The sequence below is a fragment of the Infirmifilum sp. genome, from assembly GCF_049970975.1.
GTDB lineage: Archaea > Thermoproteota > Thermoprotei > Thermofilales > Thermofilaceae > Thermofilum > Thermofilum uzonense.
On sequence record NZ_JBMFLX010000064.1, the window covers coordinates 1 to 7400 of the forward strand.

Annotated in this window: 4 protein-coding genes; 3 read left to right on the forward strand and 1 reads right to left on the reverse strand. The window is 46.0% G+C overall.

The window, feature by feature from the left end:
• Window positions 1-112 precede the first annotated feature (112 nt).
• The gene (locus ACP5KC_RS07740) at window positions 113-1951 is read right to left on the reverse strand and encodes a hypothetical protein (protein WP_428287176.1); all 1839 of its coding nucleotides are present in this window, start codon (window positions 1949-1951) and stop codon (window positions 113-115) included.
• 179 nt (window positions 1952-2130) lie between these two features.
• Between ACP5KC_RS07740 and ACP5KC_RS07745 the strand changes: the two genes are divergently transcribed.
• The 3 genes from ACP5KC_RS07745 to ACP5KC_RS07755 all read left to right on the forward strand — a co-directional run.
• On the forward strand, window positions 2131-3543 hold the full coding sequence (locus ACP5KC_RS07745; protein WP_428287177.1) for a hypothetical protein: 1413 nt from the start codon (window positions 2131-2133) through the stop codon (window positions 3541-3543).
• Window positions 3544-3563: 20 nt separating this feature from the next.
• Window positions 3564-5789, forward strand: a complete 2226-nt coding sequence (locus ACP5KC_RS07750; RefSeq protein ID WP_428287178.1) for a DEAD/DEAH box helicase — start codon at window positions 3564-3566, stop codon at window positions 5787-5789.
• A partial coding sequence (locus tag ACP5KC_RS07755; RefSeq protein WP_428287179.1) for a hypothetical protein occupies window positions 5782-7400 on the forward strand: 1619 nt, incomplete at its 3' end. The genes ACP5KC_RS07750 and ACP5KC_RS07755, both read left to right, overlap by 8 nt.

Genomic DNA, 7400 nt, shown 5'->3' on the forward strand with positions numbered 1-7400 from the left:
ACAGGAATCCCTAGAGGTCAGAATAGGCTAACTCTAATAAAGACAATAAAAATGCCTGAGCCGTTTACAGCCCTTTGGACTTTCGACACACTAGAACACTCACTCTTGTATTTCAATAGACTATATTAAGTTCGAGGTCTGGATATGCTTCGATGAGCCCGTTTGTTAGGCTTTCGAAAGCTTTCCTCTCAATCTCTTTATCTATTTTAAAGCCTAACCTAATTGAATGTTTCACAGCATTCTCAAAAATAACGGTGGCTGATTCCCCCGGATCTTTTTTCAATACTATTAAAAACATTCCTTTAATGCTCGACGCGGTTAATCCACTCGGTGTTTCTCCTAAAACCCAATACACAGCTGTTGGTGACAAGCTGCACTCTTTGAAAATCTTGAAAAACGCACGCCACTCATCTAGCTCTGTGGAGTTATACATTAAGACGAGGCGCCCATTCTGAGACAAGGCTTTAGAGGAGTTACATATCACACGATACATTCCCTCAAAAAACTCCTTTTTCTTGTAAGGAGTCACCTCCGATGCCTCTACTTCCTTCAAGTCCCCGTTGTTTGCGAGCTGTGAGCCCTCCAGGGCTGTATAGAGCTTCAAGGCGAAATAATGCGGGAGGCTTAGGGCTGCATAGCTCTTTATTCGTCCATAGGGAGGATCCACCACCACTAGATCTACACCCACGGGGGGAATCATTGAACGTGCATCGCCTACTTCGACCCTCCAATTCGAATAGCTGGGACCGCCGTGAGCCTGCACGTAATTCCATGCCTTTAACTGGGCATTGATCGCCGACGCGATGGTCCCTCTGGCTAGAGTCCTCAGTTTTCCCGGCATGTGAGCTAGAGGATTCACAACCGCTGTATATTCTGGGACCCAGAGAGCCTTAATCCCTCCTGAGGGTACAATCTCGCCGAGTTTCGGGTACCATCTAGCCAGGAGATTAGAACTCTGGGTAGCTTGGCTCAGGGCAGCTGTGACTAACTTCTTTTCAAAGGTATCCTTTATTTTTTCCCTGGAAAGCTCGAGAAAAATCCTGAAGGAAGCCAACTGTCTACCAGAGAAAAGCTCCTTGGCGGTCTTAATACCGGCTTTTACCAGGCGTTTCGACTCTAAAACATCTATTTTTTCATTCAGAGCATCCACGACATCCTCGTTAGATTTCTCGGCATGCTCTCTAGTCGACTCCAGCCATCTTTTAAGGGAGGGGTTTTCAGACACGCTTATGTACTTTCGAGTGTATTTGCCGTTGCTTATCCATCTAACCTCAACGGCGAAGGCCTTCCAGCCTGTTATCTCCTCTGGGAGGCTGAGGCGAGGCTTTATCGTAGGCTTATGGCTTACCTTGTACGTGTGACCGCACCTCCCGCATTTAACAACCTCGTCCTTACTCTCATTTATGGTAAAGCACCTCGGACAAATAGTGACGTATGTGTTGCTCATCCTTGAGAGTAACACCGGGATTCTACTCCTGGAGACAAATATATGCGTGACAAGTCCTCCCTCGAAGAACCATAACTGTGAAACCCTCCTCAAAGATTCATCTAGGAGCCATAAAGCCTTATCCTTAAACCCACTTGGAACACCACTACTAACGATTCCCACACTGGTACCCGCCGCCAAAGCCGCGACGGGATTAACATCAAAACCATATACATCCCACCCGGCCAAAGCGGCCTCTGCTAGACCAGTCCCTCCACCCGCTAACGGTTCAAAGAACACTTTCCCCCTGGTAAACGGCCTCATAAGCTCAGGCTTAACTAGTGCTCTCTCTACATAAGAAGAATCCTCGAACACGTAAGAGGCAAGTATTAGCCTATATACCGCAGAGTATCTACGTGACCACCATTTATGAACACCATGTATGGGTATACGGCGACCCTTCTCGTGCAAACACGCCTCTAAGGCCAGACTGATAAGCCTCGGGGGAAGCGAGTCTAAAAGCACAACGTTAACCCCAATAACAACAAGATAAAATTAACTTATAACTTTGCGACGAAGAGTCATAAAATGGTTCAAGCTCTAAACACAGTGATATTATCTGATTCTTGCATCGACCCTTTAAAACGTTTCAGAGTGTTCCATAAAGAAATATATAATAATAACTTTCTGAAAATAAATTGTAGATGCTTTCACCCGATTACTTTAACCAAATTATAAAAGTATCTACAGAGAGCTTACAACTCACTCGGAATCTAGATAGAATCATTGAGAGTGATCCTCCGTTTTCTTATCACTGTGTTCAAGTTTTCCCAGGTTTTGTACCAATACTCAAACATGAAAGTATTAAAACTAGTAAGTTAGGATATGATGTTTATACGACTTATTACGATTACTATATAGTTCTTTTATCAGAAATAGGTTCAGTAAGGGCTATAAGGTTTTCCGGTAGAGTTCAAAGGTTAAACGTTAACGAATCATTTCGTGTAGAAAGGCTTGAGCGAAAGAAAGATGATAGATCAAAGATTGGAGAGGAACTTACAGGCACCTTTATAACTTATGGTAACATAGAAAATGTTAAACTGGTCGAACTGCAAATTTACATAAGTCTTCTCATGGGATTTATAAGACCGCTCGTACTAGATGAGGGACATAGAACCGCCATAATTCCTTCCCCTCTATCCTTGATAGCTTATGAAGAGCATAACTCTCATAAGAGTTCTCTTGTATACTTATCTCCAGCATCTGTTATTGTTCAGCTTGACGAAAAGGTTCAAAAAACAAGAATTGAGTTATTTAATAAGAATGTTAACGGAATAATGACTAACGGCTTCATGTTCAGTTTTGATGGATCTTTCTTTTATAGAATAGGACCCTTTAGGATCCTGATCCCGTTAACTTATAACGAAACAAAAGATATGTATCAGGCGAAGGCAGTAAAGAATTTCAAAGGAATTTTCTTTTTTAACCGTTCTCCACCTTATATGATCCCAGGTTCAGAACCCAATGCTTATTTCTTGGCTCTGGAGGAGGCTCCGTTTAATTTTGACTCTAAAATTCTAGGCATTCTGGGAAAAGTACTAGAATTTAAAATAAAAACGCCAATCCACTCGCCAAAGAAGTCTGATGTGAAAATGGAGATTATGAAGGAAAAAATAATCTACCCTTTCATCTCTATCAACTCAAAAGCGCTCCAAGAGGCTCGAAGTAAATTTCATAGCCTTGAACGTAAACTAACAGGCTCGAATGCCGTAGAGCCTATAAATAAGCCGACTATTTCAGATCATGTAGACCACGATAAGTTTTTTTACAAAGAACCTACATCCAATGAACTTTTTTATTTAACGCCTCCTTTCATCTCAAAACTTGTTCACGAAAATATACCCTTAGATGCAAAGAATTTATTGGTTAAAGTTAAAGAGACTGTTGAATTACAACTCCAGGATTTATGGGAAATTACTAATCCCTTCAGCGAAAAGAGTGGGATTCACGAGCTAAAAGTCATTCTTGAAGCGGGTCTATACTCTAACAAATGGCGGAAACTATACTCTGAATATATTGATTTTGCAAAAAAACATAAATTGAAGTTTCTATTATAAAAAATGGACGTGCTTTGAATATGAGAAGCGCTCTCATAGCTACAGATGAGCTTGTGAATGCATATCATGCTATTATTGAGGGGCTTGAAGCTCCAAAGATTGCCGGTGTTAATCATCCTATTAAGACTGGTCAATGGTACCCTATAAACGACGTTGAATACATTCTCACAAAGGACGAAGTCACAGAGTTCTTGCGCGTGAAGGGCTACGAACAAGGGAAAGCCCAAACGATATTCAACGAGCTCTTAGCAAGGGGTTTCCTGTTAGAGTTAAACTCCTACGATGGAAGAGAAACAATAGGTTATAGAAGCCTTCACATGGACGTGCTGGTCAGGAGTTCCGAGATTAGAACCGCCCCTTGGGCTAGCCGCTACCTATTATCGACGCGTTTTGCGCTTGTTTTCACGCCGATGCCTAGCCAGAGCGACAGGCAGATCCAAGTATCCGCGAAGCGGGACTTTTCTAACGGGCTGAGCCGCGAGCTCTACGAGGCAGCGCTGCGCTTCTTTAATGGTGACGTTTCCCTTACAGAGACGTTCTTCAGGGCTCTCCATGAGCACGTGCAAGGCCTAGATGCTTACCAGGTGTATGCGCTTAGAGAGCTCCTAGCCTCAGGAGAGAAAGACGAAGTCTTCGTGATCTCGGCTCCCACGGGAAGCGGTAAGACGGAAGTGTTCCTTCTCTTTGCACTAGCCTGGTTACTCAGAAAGCACTACATCGAAAAGAGAAAGGACAAAGTGCTGCTGGTCTACCCAAGGAAGGCGCTAACCGTAGACCAGGCTTTTCGAGTGATCAGCCTTCTCGACAAGGCTGTGAGCCTCGGCCTTCAGCTAAGGGTTGGTATAAGTGACGGCGATACTCCTAGGAAGGCCAATTTAAAGGGAGAGATTAATTTTCGTGGGATCAGGTGCCCGAAGTGCGGCGACCCCCTCAAGTTAACGCCGCAAGGGCAAGTGAAGTGCGATAAGTGCGGGCCCTTCAGCTTCGTGAAGGCAGTTCGCGAGGAGGTAAAGGACGCGGATATCATTGCGACGAACCCCTGGGCACTCGAGGTGAGGACCCTCGACGGCAATCCGAACGACCTCAACGCGCATGCGCTAGGGGACGTAGGCCTCCTTGTGGTAGACGAGGCTCACGAGTACACCGGCATAAGAGGCGGAATCTTCGCGGCACTGATTAATCTTCTGAGGTTCATAAGGGAGCAGGCTGATGGAGGGCGAGGCCTCAGGATAATCGTGTCGTCGGCGACAATACCGTCGCCGGAGGAGTTCGCCTCAAAACTCACCGGGGTACCTGTCAGCAAAGTGCGGGTGCTCACCTACGAAACAGTTCTGGAAGAGTATCCACGCGCGATCTCAGGAAGGAGATTAGTGATTCTAGGTCTCTTCTCTATGAAGCCACAGTACTCATGGAACACGTATTGCCAGCTTTGGGCCGTGCTGACGACCTTCCTAAGTCACTCGTATGAGCAGCGAAAGCACGCTGCAGACGTGCCCACCCTGCAGTCCGTGATCTTCGTCAACAACATCAAGGAACTGAGGCGGGTTAAAAGCGGCTACCTTAACAATCTCTCGCTTGGAGAGCCTAGGGACCACCTGGACCCGCAACGCGTGGAGGAGCCAACGAATCCCTTCTGCTATTGGCACTATGCTCCCGCAGGAGCCAGAGATCAATTAAGGCAGGCAGCGGATAGCGGAGATCTGCAAAAGCATCTCGAAAAGCGTCTAGCGGAGATCTACAGCGAGCTGAGCGAGCAGGAGAGGGCCTCAGTGATAAGGAGACTGAAGGGCCAAGAGGGGCTCACCGTTTTGTCGACATCCTCGCTTGAGATAGGAGTCGACTATGAGGGCGTCGCGTTTATCCTCAACGCAGGCCTCGAAAACCCCATCTCACTCGTCCAGAGAATCGGCAGAGGTGGCAGGAGCGACAGGACCCTAAGGACGGTCGCAGGAATCATCCTGGGCAGGCCAATCATAACGGAGGCATTCCTCCTTTCCAGCAAGGATTATCGCGAAACATTGGCTTCGCTAAGCGTAGCAGGCGATAAGTACAAGCTACGAGTAACCACCAGTAACCCACGCGTCCAGGAGAGAGAATTGATTATGAAGTGTGTGGCGAAGCTGGCTCTAGAGGGTGAGAGCACCTATGCCAGTAAAAAAGCCATCGCTTATGAACAGGAGTTAATCGACTTCCTCGAGAAGATACTGAACTGCCTCGAAAAAATAGAGAGTGAGAAACATGGCTAGCACAGGGAGAATTGTCGAGACATTATCTCAGATCATATCTCACATCAAGGAATCCTTAGGGACAGACCAAGTAGACATCTTCGAATCCATTGAAAATTCGCTAAGAGAGCTAGACTATCAATGGAATAATGTGAAGGAGTTATCTGAGGAATTAGAAAACGACATTGAGGAGTACAGAGAAGAACTTGAGAAGATGGGGCTTCTTGATAAGCTTCTCAGTCTCTCACGCGAGGTCGAGAAGCTTCTAGAAAAGTTTCGACACCTAATCGAAGAATACTGCCCAGGCTTGGATGTGGTTCCATTATTAGAAAACCGGGATTCTCTGAACAACTTTAAGAAGTCTATGAAAGACATCGAGGACGAAGTAGACAGGCTTTATGCATATGTAAGTAACATTCGCAGAGAAGTGCGTAAAAGCATTGAAAAAATTTCTGAGTCATTTGAAGGGCGAAAGAGTACACAAACAGAAAAGATTCTTCGCAGCTTGATCGATAAGCTAGAAAGCCTAGAGGGCCTCATCCCTGATCTACTAAAAGTAAATCGAATATTGGTTGATCAGCTGACCGATGCTGGGCAGTACCGCGGTGGTGGGCGCTCTGTAGCTCTCGAGATAGCAAGAATTCTTCGTGAGATTCTCAGAGCAAAGGGGTTATGGGTTCACGACATGATTTCAAAGCTCACTGGCTTGAGAAGTCTAGCTGGCATCTCATCAGCCGAGGAAGTAGACTTCGAAATTGAAGGCTACACCAGAGGGAGTGAGGAGGGAGGAGAATCGAGGCTCCCGCTTGACGACTTTCTTGCAAGGTATCCACCCTTTGAGCCCATACACGTTGAGGTAGATGGAGTATTGGGCGGTAATGTGTGGTTCATAAAGGCTAAGAATGTAACCTTCCGTGATCATAAGCTGAATAGAATAATAAGTGAAGAAAAAGTCCTATATGGTAAAGTGCAGGAGGGGGGAGGATGGCTTAGACTCACGAAAATCAGGCCAGTAAATCTGAGAAGGGTCCATGATAATAATATCTTTATTGAGATAAGAGTTCCCATTGGAAAGACTATCAAGAGGGTATTCGTTAAGTATGGTTCGGGAAGGCTGTTCAGAGAGCTTGAGAAGAAGAGTATTGATGTCGTCCAGGAAGATTACAGAAAGTTGATTACAAAAAGCAAAGCAGGGGACAAAGCTTACAGGGTTAACGACCTCGGCTACGTCTGGTACTGTAAGCTTGGGCTAGCGCTTTCGACAGATCCCTATGATTTCCGAAATTGTCCCTTCGAGAATGACTGCCACATAGGTAGAACGTTACGCAGTAAGGGGGATAGGTGTCCCAACTGGCACTACAGCAGAAGGCTCTTCCCAAAAGTTTACGTTAAGGCAGAGAGGAGCCTCCCTAGGCTGCCCAGGAGCTCATCGGAGCACCAGGACGCTGCGGCACCTTTCATACCGGTTAGCGTTCGAGAGGCAACGATAGTCGAGCGCTTCACCAGCGCGCAGTGGTTCATGCCTAGCCCGGTGGCCTACGGAGCCCTGGTCGAGGTAGAGTTCGAGAAGCCCATTATTAGGAAGCTTACTAGGACGAACGTCGTGGGCTTTAAGCTACCTCGCGGACTTGT

Excerpts from the sequence above, each read along its gene's own strand:
- ACP5KC_RS07745 (WP_428287177.1), top strand. The coding sequence starts at position 2,131 with ATGCTTTCACCCGATTACTTTAACCAAATTATAAAAGTATCTACAGAG.
- ACP5KC_RS07750 (WP_428287178.1), top strand. The coding sequence starts at position 3,564 with ATGAGAAGCGCTCTCATAGCTACAGATGAGCTTGTGAATGCATATCAT.